This window comes from Cellulomonas sp. IC4_254 (genome assembly GCF_011603975.1).
In the GTDB taxonomy this organism is placed as follows: domain Bacteria; phylum Actinomycetota; class Actinomycetes; order Actinomycetales; family Cellulomonadaceae; genus Cellulomonas.
Genome location: NZ_JAANNB010000089.1, coordinates 1 through 14,540 on the forward strand (window position 1 = coordinate 1; position 14,540 = coordinate 14,540).

The following is a 14,540-nucleotide window of genomic DNA, read 5'->3' on the forward strand; positions in this document are numbered from 1 at the left end:
GGGTGGTGCGGGGGGGAGCAAGGGCGGGCGGTGGCCCTAGAGGCGGGGCGTGATCTCGCCGACCACGCGGTCCGCGGCGTCCACAAGCGGGAGGTGCCGCCAGCGGTCGAACGCGCCGCACGGGTGGCTGATGCCCAGCCGCAGCACGGTACCCGGGGTCACGGAGGTGCCCGGCGGGACGCGGAGGAAGGCGTGGTGGTCGTTGACGCCGGTGACCTGCCACGCGGCGGTGTCGGGGGCGTCGGCGGTGCCGGCGGCGCCCGGGCCGTCCGGCGGGAGCGTCCCGAGCACGACCGGCAGCCGGTCGTCGGTCGGCACCTCGCGGCGGCCGAACCCGGCGATCAGCAGCCCGTCCTCGGGCGCGGACAGCACGGAGGCGCGCAGCTCGAACGCGGGGCGCAGGGCCGCGGTGCCGCGGTCGGCCCCGAGCGGCGAGGTGCGCCGGTAGACGCCGTGGTCGTGCGTGACGTAGCAGCCGGACCGGAGGACGGTGGTGACCGGCCGGTCCCACATGGCCGGGCCGAGCTCGCGCGCCACCAGGTCGAAGTACGACGAGCCGCCGGCGGTGACCACGGGGACGCCCGCGACGAGGCCCTGCTCGGTGACGGCGGTGACGAGGGCCCGCACCCGGGCGAGCAGGTCCGCGGCCCCGGGCGGCGCACCGGGGTCGTCGCCGACCGGCATCAGGCCCTCGAACGCCGCGACGCCCGCGAGCCGGACCCGGTCCGCGCCCGCGACCCGCTCGGCGAGGGCCAGCGCGGCGACGTCGTCCCGCACGCCGGTGCGGCCGCCGGGGAACCCGAGCTCCAGCAGCAGCGGCAGCGGCCGGTCGGGCCGGAGCCGGTCGAGCACCGTCAGCAGCAGGTCGAGGCCGGCCTCGCTGTCGACGTAGCAGAGGTACTCGGTGGCCGAGCGGGCGGCGAGCAGGTGCTCGGCGACCCAGGCGATCGACCCGCGGTCGACCAGCACGTTCGCGTGCAGCACCCGGCCGACGCCCCAGCCGGCCAGGGTGCGGACCTGCGCGGGCGTCGCCGCGGTGAAGCCCCAGGCGCCCGCGGCGGTCTGCCGGCGGACCAGCTCCCGGGACATGTGCGTCTTGGCGTGCGGGGCGAGCTGGACGCCCGCGGCGCGGCACCAGTCGGCCATCGCGCGGACGTTGTGCGCGATCGCGTCGTCCCGCAGCAGCATCGCGGGCAGCTCGAGGTCCGCGGCGGCGGCGGGCCCCGCCCCCGACCCGGCCGCGTCGGCGTGCCGGCCGGTCACGCGCGCTCCCCCGGGTGCCCGACCGGCTCCGGGCGGCCCGCCCGGAGCACGCGTCCCGCACGGACCCCGGTGAACTCGCCGCCGTCGACGACGACGGTGCCCGCGAGCACGGTGCACAGGACGCCCGTCGGGCGCTCCCACGGCCGCTGCGGCGTCCCGGGGTGGCCGACCGTCGCGGGGTCGAGCACGGCCAGGTCGGCGATCGCGCCCGGCACCAGGCGTCCGCGGTCGGGAAGGCCGAGCGCGTCGGCGGTGAGCGAGGTCATCTTCCGGACCGCCTCCGCGAGGTCGAGGACCCCGAGGTCCCGCACGTACCGGCCGAGCACGGTCGGGAAGCAGCCCCAGCCGCGCTGGTGCGCGTTGCCCACCGGGACGGAGTTGTCCGAGCCGATGGCGATGAGCGGGTCGGCGAGGATCGCCCGCACGTCGTCCTCGGCCATGAGCTCGTAGACCATCATCGCGCCGGGGTCGGCGAGCACCAGGTCGCACAGCGCGTCCCACACGTCGAGCCCGCGCTCGGCGGCCACGTCGGCGACGCTCCGGCCGAGCAGGCCCGCGTCGGTGTGCATGCTCAGCAGCACGCCGGCGGGGGTGGTCTGGGTCCAGGAGCCGGCACCGGGGCCCCCGGCCAGGGCCCGGGCCGCCAGCGAGGCCCGCGCGGCCGGGTCGGACAGCCGCCGCACCAGCTCCGGCCGCCCGCCCGCCTGGGCCTCGGCCGGCAGCAGCGCGGTGAGGAAGCTCTCCCCCGTCGTGTACGGGTAGGCGTCGCCGTGCACGTCGACGCCCGCGGCGCGCGCGTCCCGCAGGGCGGCGAGCAGCTCGCCGGCGCGGCCGTGGTTCCGGCGGCCCGCCGCCTTGCAGTGGGACACCTGGAGCCGGACGCCGGTGCGCCGGGCGACGTCGAACGTCTCGGCCAGCGAGTCCGCCAGGCCGTCGCCCTCGTCGCGCATGTGCGTGGCGTACGGCCGGTCCCAGCGGGCGGCGACGGCGGCCAGCGCCGCGACCTCGTCGGTGTCCGCGTACCCGCCCGGCGCGTAGATCAGGCCGGTGGAGAACCCGAACGCGCCGTCCGCGAACGCGGCGTCCGCGAGCGCCACCATCCGGTCCAGCGCGCCCGGTGCCAGCTCCTCGGCCATCCCGTTCGCGCTGATCCGCAGGGTGTGGTGCCCGACCAGCGACGCGACGTGCGTGGTCGGGCCGTGCTCCTCGACGGCGTCCAGGTACCCGCCGAACGTGCGCGGCCAGGACGGCACCCCGGCCGCGACCGTCGACGAGATGGGCCGGTGCAGCTCGACCGCGCGCTCGTCCACCAGCGGGGCGGCCGAGTTGCCGCAGTTGCCGACCACCTCGGTGGTCACGCCCTGCAGCACCTTGAACGGCTGGGCCTCGGCCATGAACGGCACGACGTCGGAGTGGGTGTGCGCGTCGATGAACCCGGGCGTCACGACCAGCCCGGCGGCGTCCACCACCCGCGCCCCGGCCGGCGCCGTCGCGGCGAGCCCCGGGCCGACGGCCGCGACCCGGTCGCCGGCGACGAGCACGTCCGCGACGACGGGCGCCGCACCGGTGCCGTCGACGACGGTCCCGCCGCGCACGACGAGCGTCACGGTCACGACAGCTGCCCGATCCGCTCCTGCACGAGCGTGTCCACGATGCTCAGCACCGCGTACGCGAGCATGGTCACCGCGGCGACCGTGATGGCCGAGGCCCACATGGCGTCGTAGCCGAACGAGCCCGCGGCCTTGGAGATCGCGCCCCCGAGGCCCTGCCCGGTCGACAGCCACTCGGCGATCATCGCGCCGGTGACGGCGGACGGGACCGCGATCCGCGCGGACGCCAGGGTCGACGGCACGGCCGCCGGCAGGGCCACCTTGCGCAGCACCGTCCACGACGAGCCGCCGTACGCGAGCACGAGGTCCCGGTGCTCGCCCGAGACGCTGCGCAGGCCGTACAGGATGTTCGCCAGCGCGGGCAGGAACACCACGAGGATCACGATCGCGGTCACCCCCGCCTGGCCGATGCCGAAGATCAGCGTGATCAGCGGGGTCAGCACCACGAGCGGGATGGACCGCAGCACCATCGCGGTCGGCATGACGATCCGCTCCAGCACCGGGGACACGCAGAACACCACGGCGAGCACGAACGCCGCGGCGAGGCCGACGACGTACCCGATGCCCGCGTCCCGCACCGTGACCAGGAGGTCGGCGGCGATGGTCGCGCGGTGGTCCGCGGCGCCGTCGGCGGTGACCAGGTAGTCGAACACCTGCCACGGCCGCTTGCCGATGAGCTCGCTGACGTCGAACGCCTCGAGCACCGCGACCCAGAGCGCGAGCGCCACGACCACGGCCGCCGCGAGGGTGCCGACCCGGCGGGCGACGAACCGCCCCGTCCCGCCGCTCATCCGCGACGCTCCTTCGCCCAGGGGGTGAGGACCCGCCCGACCAGGCCGACGAGCGCGTAGCCGCCGAGCGCGATCAGACCGGCCAGGATGCTCAGCGCCCACACGCGGTCGGGCTGGATCTGGCGCTGCGCCGCGTTGAGCGCCACGCCGATCCCTGCGTCGATGCCGCCGAGGTACTCCCCGACGACGGCGCCGAGCAGCGCTGCCGGGACCGCCACCTGCAGGGCGGTGACGATCGCCGGCAGCGCCGACATGAGCTGGACCTTGCGGATCTGCGTCCACCGGCCGCCGCCGTACGCGGCGACGAGGTCCAGCGAGCTGCGGCTCGCCGAGCGCATCCCGAGGACGGCGCCGACGAGCGTGGTGAAGAAGACGAGCAGCGCGCCGAGGAAGATCGCCGAGGCGCGGCCGCCGAAGATGACCATGACGATCGGGCCGATCGCGGTGACCGGCAGGCACGCCGAGATGACGCCGAGCTGGGTGATGACGTCCTCCAGCCGCGGCACGACCAGCACGACCGCCGCCAGCGCGAGGCCCGCGAGGTTCCCCCACAGGTAGCCCTGCGCGGCGCGGGTCAGCGTCGGGACGACGTTGGCCTCGTAGAACGGCCAGCCGTCCGCGACCGCGGAGCGGGCCACGTCGACCGGGGACGGGAACGAGGTGCTGTTCTCCAGGTTCGCGGTCATCGCCCACCACAGGGCGACCAGCAGCACGATGCCGACGGTGCCGCCGACCCACGGACGGGCCAGCGCGCCGCGGAACCGCGCGAGGGCGACGCTCACTCCGCGGCCTTCCCGGCCGGGGAGAACAGCAGGCCCGACAGGTGGTCGACCACCTCGTGGAACTCCGGCGTCCGCATCATCTCGGGCGTGCGCGGGCGCTCGAACGGGATCTCGACGATCTCGACGATCCGGCCCGGGCGCGCCGACATGACCGCGACGTAGTCGGACAGCAGGGCCGCCTCGGCGATGCCGTGCGTGACCATCAGCGTGGTCGCGGAGCGCTCGGTCCAGATCCGCTGCAGCTCGAAGTTGAGCCGCTGCCGGGTCATGTCGTCCAGGGCCCCGAACGGCTCGTCCAGCAGCAGGAAGTCCGGCCGCACCGCGAGCGCCCGGGCGATGGACGCGCGCTGGCGCATCCCGCCGGACAGGTGCGCGGGGCGGGCCTTCTCGAAGCCGCTCAGGCCCACGAGCTCGATGAGCTCGGCCACGATCCCGTCGTCCTGGCGCTTCTGGATCTCCAGCGGCAGCCGGATGTTCTTCTGCACCGACCGCCACGGCAGCAGCGCCGGGTCCTGGAACGCGATGCCCATGCCGTCGGCGCGCTTGCCCGGCGCCACCGGCGTGCCGTTCACCGCGACCGTGCCGGACGTCGGGGTCTCGAGCCCGGCGAGGATGCGCAGGATCGTCGACTTGCCGCACCCGGAGGGGCCGAGCAGCGACAGGAACGACCCGCGCGGGGTGGACAGCGTGACGTCCTCGAGCGCGGTCACGGACCGGCGCCCGGAGCGGAACTCCTTGCCCAGCCCGGTGATCTCGATGCCGGGCGCGGGCACGCCCGCCCCCGCGGCCGAGGGAGCCGGCAGCACGGGGGCGGGCGTGGACTGGGGGTCGGTCACGAGAGCAGGTCCGGGTTCTCGGCGTACACCTCGTCCAGGAGGGAGAGGTCGAACAGCTCGTCGGCCGTGATGTCGACGCCGGCGTAGCCGAGCGAGGCGATCGTGCCCTCCTGCAGCTCCTCGCTGACGGTCAGCAGGCCTGCGGTCGCAGTCTCGTCGGACTCGATCAGGGTCGCCTGGCGGTCGAAGGACAGCGCGATCGCGTCGGCGTCGTACTGCTGCTCCTTGCCGTACGTGTTCACGGTGAGCTCGACCGCGCGCTCCGGGTCGTCCAGCGCCGCGCGCCAGCCCTGGGCCGTGGCGAGCAGGAAGGCCTTGACCTCCTCGGGACGGTCGTCGATGGCCTCCTGGGAGGTGACCAGCACCTCGCCGACCATGGGCAGGCCGTTCTCGGCGAGCAGGAACTCGGAGGCCTCGAAGCCCGCCGCGGACAGCGCCGCGGCGCCGGTCGTGGTGTAGCCGATGAAGCCGTCCACCTGGCCGGTGGTGAGCATGGAGGTGTCGGACAGCGGCACCGTCGTGACCTCGGCCGCGTCGATGTCGTTCGCGGCGAGGAACGCGTTCCACACCAGGGTGTTCGAGTCGGAGACCGCGATGGTCTTGCCGGCCAGGTCGTCGGGGCCCGCGATCGGCGCCGAGGCGGCGGACACCAGCGCGAACGGGTTCTGCTGGTAGGTCGCGCCGACGATCTTGAGGGCGGCGCCGCTCTGGATCGCGGGCGCCGTGATCAGCGGGGAGGACAGGCCGGCGAACGCCTGGCCGGAGGCGACGGCCGCCTCGGCGCTGGTGGCCGAGGAGCCGCCCGCGGTCAGCGTGACGTCCGCGAACCCGGCGTCGGTGTAGAGGCCGTCCTCCACCGCGAGGTACTCGCCGGCGAACTGCTGGTTCTTCAGCCAGGAGAGCTGGACGCTCACCGCGTCGAAGGACTCGGCCGCACCGGAGGCGTCGCCGGTCGAGCCGGCGGTGTCGTCGGAGGAGCACGCCGACAGCAGCAGGCCGGCGGCGGCCACGGCGGCGGCCAGGCCGGCGATCCGGCGCCGGGGGCGCACGGTGGAGGAACGGGTCACGTCAACCTCGATCACGTCGTGCGGCGCCCGCGGCTACGGGCGGCCGCGGTGCCAGGGGGAGGGTCGCGCCGGGCGACCCGGCGGCTGCACCCATTCGACAGGCCCGGGCTCGGCCGTCGCCATGTGGGATCCTCCGAACTCGGCCCGCCCGAGCGGTGCGGTCCGTTGTGCGACCCACCGAGCGCGTCACGTGCGCGTCACACGACGGGGTCGCCGCGTCCCGCACCCGGCGGATCGCCCAGCCCGTCCCCCCGGAGCGCCGGGCGGTCGTTGGTGGATCGCACGAGGCCGCAGGCCACGGCCCTGTGGTTGGCTTCCCGGCAAGCGTGGACCACCTGTCCGCGACGACCGACGAATCACCGGGAGCAGGACGTGTGGCCGACGGCTGAACTGCACGTGCACATCGAGGGCACGCTGGACGCCGACCTCATCCACGAGCTGGCGGCGCGCAACGGGCTGCCCGTGCCCGCGGGTGCCGGGCGGGGCGCCCCGTTCCGCGACCTGCAGGAGTTCCTGGACGTCTACTACGCGAACCTCGACGTGCTGCGGACCCGGCAGGACTTCCAGGACCTCGGCGCCCGCTACCTGGCCCGCGCCGCCACGGCGGGCGTCCGGCACGCGGAGATCTTCGTCGACCCGCAGTCGCACACCGAGCGCGGCGTGCCCGTCGAGGACGTGCTGCTCGGGCTGTCGGCCGCGCTGGCGGACGCCCGCGCCGAGCACGGCATGTCCGGCGGGCTGATCGTCTGCTTCCTGCGGCACCTCGGCCCCGAGGCCGCGATGGCGGCGCTCGAGGCCGTGCTCCCCCACCGCTCCCTGCTGCTCGCCGTCGGCCTGGACTCCAGCGAGGTCGGGTTCCCGCCGGCGCTGTTCCGCGACGTGTTCGAGCGCGCCGCGGCCGAGGGCCTGCGCCGGGTCGCGCACGCCGGCGAGGAGGGCGGGCCGGACTACGTGTGGGAGGCCCTGGACATCCTCGGCGCCGAGCGGATCGACCACGGCAACCGCGCGCTGGAGGACGTCGAGCTCGTCGCCCACCTGCGCGCGACCCGCACCCCGCTGACCGTGTGCCCGCTGTCGAACCTCGCGCTGCGCACGGCCGGCCCCGACCTGGCCGACCACCCGATCGCCGTCATGCTCGACGAGGGCCTGCGCGCGTCCGTGCACTCGGACGACCCGGCGTACTTCGGCGGGTACCTGGACGACAACGTGCGGGCGCTGGTCGCCGCCGGGACCGTCACCGAGGACCAGGTGGGCGTGCTCGCCGCCAACGCCGTGGCGTCCTCCTTCCTGCCCGACGCCGGCAAGGCCGCGCTGCTCGCGGAGATCCGCGCGCACGCCGAGCTGGTCGGCGCCGCCGTGCCCGCCCTCGCCCTCGACCCCGCGGAGGTCTGAGCGTGCAGAGCACCGAGGTGACCACCGGCCGGCGGGTCGCGGTCGTGCTGGAGCCGGGTGACGAGGTGCTGGCCTCCCTGACCGAGGCGTGCCGCGCGCACGGCATCCGGCAGGGGTTCGTGCCGGTGTTCTCCGGCGCGTTCCGCACCGCGCGGTTCATCGCCGCGGACGTGCCGGTCGACGACCAGGAGCCGCCGCTCCCCCACGAGGTCACCGTGACCTACACCGAGGGCATCGGCAGCGGCACGATCCTGTGGGACGCCGAGGCCGGCACCCCGACGCCGCACCTGCACCTGGCCGTCGGCGTCAAGAACGCGGCGGCCGCGGGCTTCGCCGGGCACGTGCTCGCCGCCGAGACGCACTACACGGTCGAGGTGCTGATCGAGGAGGTCGTCGCGCCGGCGCTGCTGCGGGTGCCGGACCCCCGCGCGTACGGCATCCCGACGATGCACTTCGCCTGACGCGTCCGGCGGCGGGGGTGCTGGCACCCAGGCGCCGGGCGTGCGCGGGCGTTCACCGGCCGGGACCGCTCAGGGCCCGCCCGCGGCGGCCGAACGGGGCACCATGCTCCCGCTCGCGCTCCCCCGCCACGACGCATGACGCGTCTCCTGCCGCCGCTGACGCCCGTCGGCTGGCTCCTGTTCGGGGCGATGGTGCTCCTGGTCGTCACGTACCTGTACTTCTGGTGGACGGTCGTGCGCGCCACCGCGCGCGGCCACGTCTCGCGCGTGCGCGTCACCGACACCGACCTGCGCGTCGCGCGGGCCTGCGCGCAGGACGCGGGGCGCACGCACCGCTTCCTGATCCAGATCACGACCAAGGGCGGTGCGCTCCCCGTCGTCGAGCGCGGCATCGACCAGGTGCTCGCCGGCGTGGACCGGTACCCGGCGCTGCGCCGGGTCGTCCGGGTCGAGGTCGTCACCGAGGACGCCGGCGAGGTCGCCGCCCTCGCGTACCGGTACCGCGACGCCGCCGTCCCCGTCACGCCGTTCCTGCTGCCGCCGGGCTACACGACGCCGAAGGGCACCCGGCTCAAGGCGCGCGCGCTGGAGTACCTGGTGGAGCAGCACCGCGCCGACCCGGACGACTGCTACGTCGTGCACTTCGACGAGGAGTCCGTGCTCACCCCGGACAACCTCGCCCGGCTCGTGCTCCGGCTCACCGACCACCCCGTCGGCATCTCCGAGGGGATGATCTCCTACGGCCTCGACTGGGACCAGGCGACGCTGCTGAACAAGGCGATGGAGTCCAGCCGGCCGTTCGGCTGCCACGAGTGCTACACCGTGATGACCAGCCCGCCGCCGATGCACCTGCACGGCTCCAACCTGGTGATCCGGCAGGACCTCGAGAACGAGATCGGCTGGGACATCGGCACCCTGGACGGCGCCCCGCTCATCGCCGAGGACCTCGTGTTCGGCCTCGGGGCGTACCTGCGGTTCGGGCCGGACGTGTTCGGCTGGCACCACGCCGAGATGGTCGAGCAGCCGCCGTTCACGCTGAAGGCCGCCTACAAGCAGCGCGAGCGCTGGGTGTTCGGCTCGCTGCAGGCGCTCGCCCACGTCCGGTCGCAGGCCGACTGGTCCCGGCTGTCCCGGCGCGACCGCTGGCACATCGGCGTCGTCATCCGGCTGCGGGTGCTCACCTACGCGCTCGGGTTCGCCGTCTCCCTGCTCGCGTTGGGCTCGAACGCCGTGGTGCTCGGCGTCCTGGCGACCCGGGCCGCCGCCGGCGAGGCGCTGGGCGTCGCGGCGCCGGAGCTGTCGGTCTACGGCGTGGTCACCGGCGCCGGGCTCCTGATGTGGCTGGGCAGCAACCAGCTCGGGCTGTTCTACAACCTCCGGCACTCCGGGCTGAGCCGGGCGCAGAAGGCCCGCGACCACGTGCTCGTGCTGCTCGCCACCCCGTTCGCAGGGGTCGTCGACACGGCCGGCCCGCTGGTGGCGGTGCTCAAGTGGGCCGCCGGCATCCGCGAGGTCGCGTGGAAGCCGACGCCGAAGGCGGCGCCGGCCTCGCGGGCCGGGGCGGTCGCGGCGGCGGTGCTGGCCGGCGCCGGGCGTGCGGCGACGCCGGCCGGGCCCGCGGCGGCGCCCGCCGTCGTGCTCCCGGCGGCCGGGCGGGCGACGGCGCTGATCCCGACGCAGCGCACCGGCCCGGTCGCGGCGGCGACCCCCGCCCCGGCACGCGGCGGGCTGACCCCGTGACCCGGCTCGGATCGACCCGGGTCCGGTTCGCGGCGCTGGTGGTCCTCCTCGCCGGCGCGCTCGTCGCCGCCCTGGTCGGCCTCGTGCTCCCGACCGTGTCGGGCGCGGGCGCGCTCCCCCGCGGCGACGCCAAGCGCGTGGCGGACCTGGACCGGCTCGCCGGGGCGCTCGAGCGGTACGCCGACGAGCACGGCGGCTACCCGGTGAGCACCGGGACCTGCGCCGAGGGCCGGTTCGACAGCGACGCCGAGGTGGCGTTCCTCGCCGAGCTCGAGCGGGAGGCCGCGATCGAGGCGGTCCCGCGCGACCCGGGGGCCACCGGCGGCGGCTGCCGCACGATGTACGGGGCGAAGCACTACCTGTACTACTCGAACGGCACGAAGTTCGCGCTCGTGGCCTCGGTCGACGACCGCGGCGCCGTCCCGGGCGGCGCGGCGGGCGTGCTCCTCGCCGACGGCGACCGCGCGTGGTTCGACGGCTCCGCGCTGCTCGCCCACTGGGGCTGGAGCCGCAACGTCTACGTCGTCTCGTCCCCGGCGCTGGCCCCGGCCGGGTAGCAGCGCCGCCCCGCGCTACCCGGTCTCGTCCAGGCAGGTCATCGCGAGGAACAGGTCGACCCGGTCGGACATGGTGCTCATGTCCCGGTTCGTCAGCTCCTCGATCCGGGCGATCCGGTAGCGCAGCGTGTTCGTGTGCAGGTGCAGCTGCCGCGCCGTCTCCTGCCACGCGCCGCCGCCGTCGAGGAACGCCCGCAGCGTGCCCACCAGGTCGGCGTTGTGCCGCTCGTCGTAGGACAGCAGCGGCGCCAGCACCTCGCGGGCGTACCCGGACCGGGTGCTCTCCCCCAGCATCCGCAGCAGCGCGCGGTGGTTCTGCGTGTGCAGGGACGTCGACACCACCACGGGCTCGGTGCCGGCCGCGTTCTGCACCCGCTCGACGGCCGTGGCGATCGCGGAGTTGAGCCGGCTGACGCCGCTGACCGGGTCGCTCATGCCGACCCGCAGCTGCCGGCCGTCGAGCAGCAGCAGGTACTCCTCGGCCAGGTGGTCGGCCAGCGGCCGCTCGTCGTCGCCCGCGCCGTTGACGAGCAGGATCGCCTGGTCGTCGGAGCGGCAGCCCAGGACCCGGTGCCCGCGGGCCGTCAGCGTGCGCTGCAGCATCTCCAGCACGGCGGCGCGCGGGAACCGGGGGTCGTCGACCCGCGCCGCGACGATCGTCGTCTCGTCCGAGGGGGCCATGCCCTCCAGGCGCATCCGGGCCGAGATCGCCCCCGGGGACGCCTCCTGGTCGCGGATCGCCGTGATGAGCGCCGCGACCTGGGCGTCCCGGGTCTCCCGCCAGCGCGCGGCCAGCTCCATCTCCACGCGCAGCGCGCCGACGACCGCGTCCAGCGCGAGCGCCACCTCGTCGGAGAACGACCGGTGGTCCCCCCAGCAGCCGAAGAACCCCGACCGGTCCCGGGCGCCGGTCCGCACGATCGTCGCCGGCCCGTGCTCGGTGCCCTCGCCGGGCAGGATCACCCGCTTGTCGTGCTCGCGGGCGATCACGGCGTTCCACTGCTCCGCGACCTGCGCCCGGTCCGGCGCCGCGCCGGCGGTGGCGAGCAGCATCCCGGTCTCGTCGATCACCCAGCACCCGACCGCGAACTCCGCGGTGAACTGCGCCAGCAGCTCGGCGACCCCGCCGCCGCGGGACACCGTGTCGGCGATCCGGCGGCTGAACCGCATCGTCCGGGTCGCGAGCCCCGCGGCCGAGCCCGGCTGCCGGGCCGCGATCTCGTCGGCGATCCGGCGGAACGACACCCCGGGCGACACCGTCAGCAGGGTGAGGCCCCGGGCGCGGCACACGGCGATGACCTCGTCCGGGATGACGCCGATCTCGATGAGCCCGATGATCAGCGCCGCCACGTTCTGCTGCGCCAGCGCCCCGAGGAACGTCGCCGCGCCGTCCGGCCGGTCGAGCCACAGGCCGCTGGTCAGCACCACGTCGCCGGTCGACAGGAAGCGCGAGGGGTCGGGCAGGTCGGTGATGTACGCGGCGGTCACCGGGCGGTCGAGCGCGTCCGGCTCGGCCGCCACGACGCTCAGCCCGAGGTCGGGTGCGGCGATGAGGTCACGGACGTCCACTGCTCACCACCTGGTCCCGCTCGGCACCGGGACAGTGTACGAGCGGCGCGGCCGGGCGGGTTTCGCGGCAGGATGGCGACGTGACGTCAGCCCTCGACCCCAGCCGCCTCGACACGCCGCGCCGCCTGCGCACGGCCATGTTCGTGGACTTCGACAACGTCTACATCGGCCTGCGCCGCCTGGACCCGGACGCCGCCGAGGCGTTCGCCACCGACCCCGGGCACTGGCTCGCGGAGCTGGAGAGCGGCAGCGACGCCGACGGCGACTTCAGCCGCCGGTTCCTCGTGCGCGCCTGCTACCTCAACCCGTCGGTGTTCAGCCGGTTCCGCCCGAACTTCACCCGCGCCGGCTTCCAGGTCGTCGACTGCCCGTCGCTGACCCAGCAGGGCAAGAGCAGCGCCGACATCAACCTGGTGCTCGACGCCGTCGACGCGCTCGACGCCGACACCCGGTACGACGAGTTCGTCATCGTGTCCGCCGACGCCGACTTCACGCCGCTGGTGCAGCGATGCCGCGCCGCCGACCGGCGGGTCACGATCATCACCGCCAGCCCCGCCGCCAGCGCCTACCGGGCCGTGGCGGACACCGTGATCACCGCCGACGACCTGGCGGAACTCGTGACCGCGGGCCGGGGCGCCGCGGAGCCGTCCGACGTCGCGCCCGCGGCCGAGCCGTCCCCCGTGGCGCCCGAGCCGGAGCCGGCGGCGACCTCCGCGGCGGGCTCCGCCGCGGTCGCGCCCGAGCCCGCGACCTCGGGCACCGGGTCCCGCGGCGGGCGCCGCGACGAGCCCAGCCCGGCGACGGGCTCCGCCGGCTCGCTCGCCGCGCGCCGGGCCGTGCTGCAGCGGGTCCGGTCCGCCGACCGCCCGGTGCCGACCGGCGCCGTGGCGCAGGCCGCGCAGAAGGCCGACCCCACGCTGCCCAGCACCCGCTGGGCCGGCACCGGCGGCTTCCTGCCGTGGCTGGGCGAGGCCGTGCCGGAGCTCGGCGTGTCCGCCCGGCCGTCGCCCGGGTACGTGTGGGACCCCAAGCGGTTCGGCGAGGCCGACCTGCCCGGCGCCGCGGCCGAGGGACCGGCGGGCACGGACGCGTCCGCGCTGCAGCGCCAGGTCGTGGCCGTCACGGACACCCCCGGGCTCAGCCGGGACAACTACCGCGTGCTGCTGACCGCCCTGGCCGACGACGTGCGTGCGCACCCGTTCGAGCGCACCGCCACCGCCCGCCGGGTCCGCGACGCCTGCCAGGCGGCGGGCGCCGCGGTCGGCCGCTCGACCGTCAACACGGTGATCTCCGGGGTGCTGTACGTCGGGCTCGAGCTCGACGACACCGTCACCGCCGTCGACGTGGCCGAGGCGTGGGCGGACAACGTGGTCGGGCTGTGCCGCGGCGCGCGCATGGAGCTCACCGAGGCGGACGAGATCGCGATCGACGACTGGGTCGGCGGCGGCCTGCTGGACGACCTCGAGGACTGACCTGCGCGGCCGGGGCGCGGGTCGTCTGCGCCCCGGCCGGCGGTGCGGCTCAACACGACCGCTCCTGCGGCCGATGAGACGGTGTGCCGTTCCGCCGCCGCGACCGTCCCCCGCCGGGCTGGACCCCGTCGTCCGACCCCCGTGCGTGGTCGCCGGCCCCTCCGCCCGAGCGGCGGCGCGGGCGCGCCGCGACCGTGCTGCCCTGGCTGGTGGTGCTCACGGTCGCGGCGGTCTACGGCTCGCGCTGGCTGCCCGCCGTGGGCGTCGACGCGCCGTGGCTCGCGCTGGTCCCGGCCGCGGCGCGCGACCACCCGCGCCCGGGCGTCGAGGAGGCCGACGGGCGGCTCGCCCCCGCCGTGATCCCCGCGACGCCCGCCACGTCCTACGCGTTCCTCGCGACCCAGCAGGACAGCACCGGCGCGACGGTCCCGGTCGCGTGGTCCCCGTGCCGCCCGATCCACGTCGTCGTCGACCCCACCGGGGCGCCGGCCGACCTCGCCGACCAGGTGCGGGCCGCGACCGCGGAGATCGCCGCAGCCAGCGGGCTGACCTTCGTGGACGACGGCCTGGTCGTCGAGCCCGCCGACCCCGACCGGCCGGCGTTCCTGCCCGACCGGTACGGCGACCGCTGGGCGCCCGTGCTCGTCCGGTTCACCGACGCGGCCACCGTGCCGTCGCTGGCCGGGACCGTCGTCGGGGTCGGCGGCCCGCAGTCGGTCGCCGACAGCCGCGGCCGGCGGTACCACGTGACCGGCGTGGTCTACCTCGACACCGACCTGCTGCAGCCCGGCCTCACGACCACCGACTGGCCGTCCGTGCTGCGGCACGAGCTCGCGCACCTCGTGGGGCTGGACCACGTCGAGGACCCGACGCAGCTGATGAACCCCGTGGCGACGGTGTCGACGTTCGCCGCCGGGGACCTGGCGGGCCTGGCGGCGCTCGGCCAGGGCGCCTGCGCCCCGGGCGTCTGACGCCGGGCGCCCCTCCCGCTCCTCGCCCG

At 75.8% G+C, this 14,540-nt stretch carries 13 protein-coding genes; 6 read left to right on the plus strand and 7 right to left on the minus strand.

Annotated elements, in window-relative coordinates:
* Positions 1–36: 36 nt before the first annotated feature.
* The 6 genes from G6556_RS20210 to G6556_RS10410 are packed head-to-tail and all read right to left on the minus strand — an operon-like array spanning position 37 to position 6,349.
* Positions 37–1,263: an alanine racemase gene (locus G6556_RS20210; protein ID WP_166941026.1), complete on the minus strand. Its 1,227-nt coding sequence runs from the start codon at positions 1,261–1,263 to the stop codon at positions 37–39.
* Entirely contained in the window at positions 1,260–2,876 is a 1,617-nt protein-coding gene (locus tag G6556_RS10390; protein WP_205693295.1) for an amidohydrolase family protein, read from the minus strand. Before G6556_RS10390 ends, G6556_RS20210 begins: the two co-directional genes overlap by 4 nt.
* Positions 2,873–3,664, minus strand: a complete 792-nt coding sequence (locus G6556_RS10395) for an ABC transporter permease subunit (protein WP_166941028.1) — start codon at positions 3,662–3,664, stop codon at positions 2,873–2,875. The genes G6556_RS10390 and G6556_RS10395 overlap by 4 nt, the downstream gene beginning before the upstream one ends.
* On the minus strand, positions 3,661–4,446 hold the full coding sequence (locus G6556_RS10400) for an ABC transporter permease subunit (RefSeq protein WP_346774828.1): 786 nt from the start codon (positions 4,444–4,446) through the stop codon (positions 3,661–3,663). The genes G6556_RS10395 and G6556_RS10400 overlap by 4 nt, the downstream gene beginning before the upstream one ends.
* Entirely contained in the window at positions 4,443–5,219 is a 777-nt protein-coding gene (locus G6556_RS10405; RefSeq protein ID WP_346774829.1) for an ABC transporter ATP-binding protein, read from the minus strand. The genes G6556_RS10400 and G6556_RS10405 overlap by 4 nt, the downstream gene beginning before the upstream one ends.
* A 59-nt stretch (positions 5,220–5,278) precedes the next feature.
* Positions 5,279–6,349 carry an ABC transporter substrate-binding protein gene (locus G6556_RS10410; protein ID WP_166941030.1) on the minus strand — a complete coding sequence of 357 codons (1,071 nt, stop codon included), beginning with the start codon at positions 6,347–6,349 and terminating at the stop codon, positions 5,279–5,281.
* 372 nt (positions 6,350–6,721) lie between these two features.
* On the opposite strand from G6556_RS10410, the gene add reads away from it, so the two are divergent.
* The 4 genes from add to G6556_RS10430 all read left to right on the plus strand — a co-directional run bounded on the left by add (position 6,722) and on the right by G6556_RS10430 (position 10,499).
* Positions 6,722–7,741: an adenosine deaminase gene (add, locus tag G6556_RS10415; protein ID WP_166941032.1), complete on the plus strand. Its 1,020-nt coding sequence runs from the start codon at positions 6,722–6,724 to the stop codon at positions 7,739–7,741.
* A gap of 2 nt (positions 7,742–7,743) precedes the next feature.
* Positions 7,744–8,202 carry a PPC domain-containing DNA-binding protein gene (locus tag G6556_RS10420; RefSeq protein ID WP_166941034.1) on the plus strand — a complete coding sequence of 153 codons (459 nt, stop codon included), beginning with the start codon at positions 7,744–7,746 and terminating at the stop codon, positions 8,200–8,202.
* A gap of 135 nt (positions 8,203–8,337) precedes the next feature.
* On the plus strand, positions 8,338–9,942 hold the full coding sequence (locus tag G6556_RS10425; protein ID WP_166941036.1) for a glycosyltransferase family 2 protein: 1,605 nt from the start codon (positions 8,338–8,340) through the stop codon (positions 9,940–9,942).
* Complete coding sequence (locus G6556_RS10430; protein ID WP_166941038.1) at positions 9,939–10,499, plus strand: hypothetical protein; 561 nt, start codon at positions 9,939–9,941, stop codon at positions 10,497–10,499. The genes G6556_RS10425 and G6556_RS10430 overlap by 4 nt, the downstream gene beginning before the upstream one ends.
* Before the next feature lie 15 nt (positions 10,500–10,514).
* On the opposite strand, the gene G6556_RS20215 is transcribed toward G6556_RS10430, so the two are convergent.
* Positions 10,515–12,068, minus strand: a complete 1,554-nt coding sequence (locus tag G6556_RS20215; RefSeq protein ID WP_166941040.1) for a PucR family transcriptional regulator ligand-binding domain-containing protein — start codon at positions 12,066–12,068, stop codon at positions 10,515–10,517.
* A gap of 80 nt (positions 12,069–12,148) precedes the next feature.
* Between G6556_RS20215 and G6556_RS10440 the strand changes: the two genes are divergently transcribed.
* Both G6556_RS10440 and G6556_RS10445 read left to right on the plus strand, forming a co-directional pair.
* Positions 12,149–13,540 (plus strand): NYN domain-containing protein, encoded by a 1,392-nt coding sequence (locus tag G6556_RS10440; RefSeq protein ID WP_166941042.1) that lies wholly within the window; start codon positions 12,149–12,151, stop codon positions 13,538–13,540.
* 194 nt (positions 13,541–13,734) lie between these two features.
* Positions 13,735–14,511 (plus strand): matrixin family metalloprotease, encoded by a 777-nt coding sequence (locus tag G6556_RS10445; protein ID WP_166941044.1) that lies wholly within the window; start codon positions 13,735–13,737, stop codon positions 14,509–14,511.
* The last annotated feature ends 29 nt before the right edge of the window (positions 14,512–14,540 follow it).

Excerpts from the sequence above, each read along its gene's own strand:
- G6556_RS10395 (WP_166941028.1), bottom strand. The coding sequence starts at position 3,664 with ATGAGCGGCGGGACGGGGCGGTTCGTCGCCCGCCGGGTCGGCACCCTC.
- G6556_RS10425 (WP_166941036.1), top strand. The coding sequence starts at position 8,338 with ATGACGCGTCTCCTGCCGCCGCTGACGCCCGTCGGCTGGCTCCTGTTC.